The organism is Streptomyces sp. NPDC127084 (assembly GCF_042724175.1).
Lineage (GTDB): Bacteria > Actinomycetota > Actinomycetes > Streptomycetales > Streptomycetaceae > Streptomyces.
Map to the genome: position 1 here is coordinate 1 of NZ_JBHXFA010000380.1, position 1,293 is coordinate 1,293.

General features: G+C 63.9%; 2 pseudogenes. Both read left to right on the forward strand.

Annotation, left to right across the window (positions count from 1 at the left end):
* Positions 1-85 (forward strand): annotated as a pseudogene (locus tag ACFWI9_RS34375) (IS5/IS1182 family transposase); the annotation flags it as partial.
* A 1,010-nt stretch (positions 86-1,095) separates the two neighbouring features.
* Positions 1,096-1,293, forward strand: a pseudogene (locus ACFWI9_RS34380) (IS256 family transposase); the annotation flags it as partial.

The following is a 1,293-nucleotide window of genomic DNA, read 5'->3' on the forward strand; positions in this document are numbered from 1 at the left end:
ACGGCGAGCCAGATGCTCCACCCGCCGCATCAGCACCATCGTCCAAGCCATCCACACACTCCTGACCCGCAACCATTCAGGATGAAAGAGGTTCAGTTACAAGAACACGCCCACATGAAAGCCCCGCTGGGCTCCCGCCCCTGTCGAGTTGAACGTCTGGACGAGCACACAATTAGGGTTTGCATTATCGCCTACGACAGTGATTTCACCGGGCGGCGACGTGCCGACATTGCCGGGCAAGCCGATGGTTGCGAGATAGGTACCGCTGGTGATCGGCACGCTGAAGCAGACATCGTAGGTGTTACCGGCCAAGAACACCGACGACACGGCACCAGAGCTCTGCCCAGCAACTAGCGAACCACCGCTTGTCACGACAGCCCGCAGGGTTGATGCGGCAGGCCCGGTCGGCCCGGTCGGCCCGGTTGTTCCAGTCGCACCAGCGGTCCCGGCAACTCCCGTCGCCCCGGTCGGCCCGGTCGGCCCGGTCGGCCCGGTTGTTCCAGTCGCACCTCCGGCAGGCCCGGTCGGCCCGGTCGGCCCGGTCGGCCCGGTTGTTCCAGTCGCACCTCCGGCAGGCCCGGTCGGCCCGGTCGGCCCGGTTGTTCCAGTCGCACCAGCGGTCCCGGCAACTCCCGTCGCCCCGGTCGGCCCTGTAGGTCCAGTTGCACCCCGGGGGCCCGGTTTACCTCGCCCGCTCTCACACCAGTCTCTGCACGTGTGCCTGCTGTCACCGCTACCTGCAGCACGGCTCGGTTCACCCTCGAGGTGAGCCTGCCTCGATCTTTGATCCGCGTCAGCAACGGCGGTCGACGTAGGCATGACAGATAGGACTGCAACCAGCGAGCTCGAAAACATGGACGCAGCCATCAAGCTCAGCTTGCGTGACGATTTGTTTTTCACCGGAGACTCTTCTCGAGAATTTGACAGTCGATAAGGCCAAAGTGTGCCCCTTGCCGCCGTCGGCGCGAAGACATTTCCATCCCTACCAGCCGATCATCCTTCCGGGATGCACCCACTGCAGGCCATGCACGAGTATCATCCAAGCGGCGGAACAAGTACTGGTGGGACTGTAAGAAGAACGGTGTAACTCCGATCATGGAAGAGTGCACCTGTGACCAGCGAGAACATAGCCAGGAGCCCGTTTCGGGGTCTGTGCCGGCAGCGGTGGATGACCGGTTCATCGACGAGCTCGTGGTGCGGGCCCAGGCCGAGGGCCTGCAGCTGACCGGCGAGGGCGGGTTGCTGCAACAGCTGACGAAGCGGCTGCTGGAGTCCGCTCTCGAGGGCGAGATG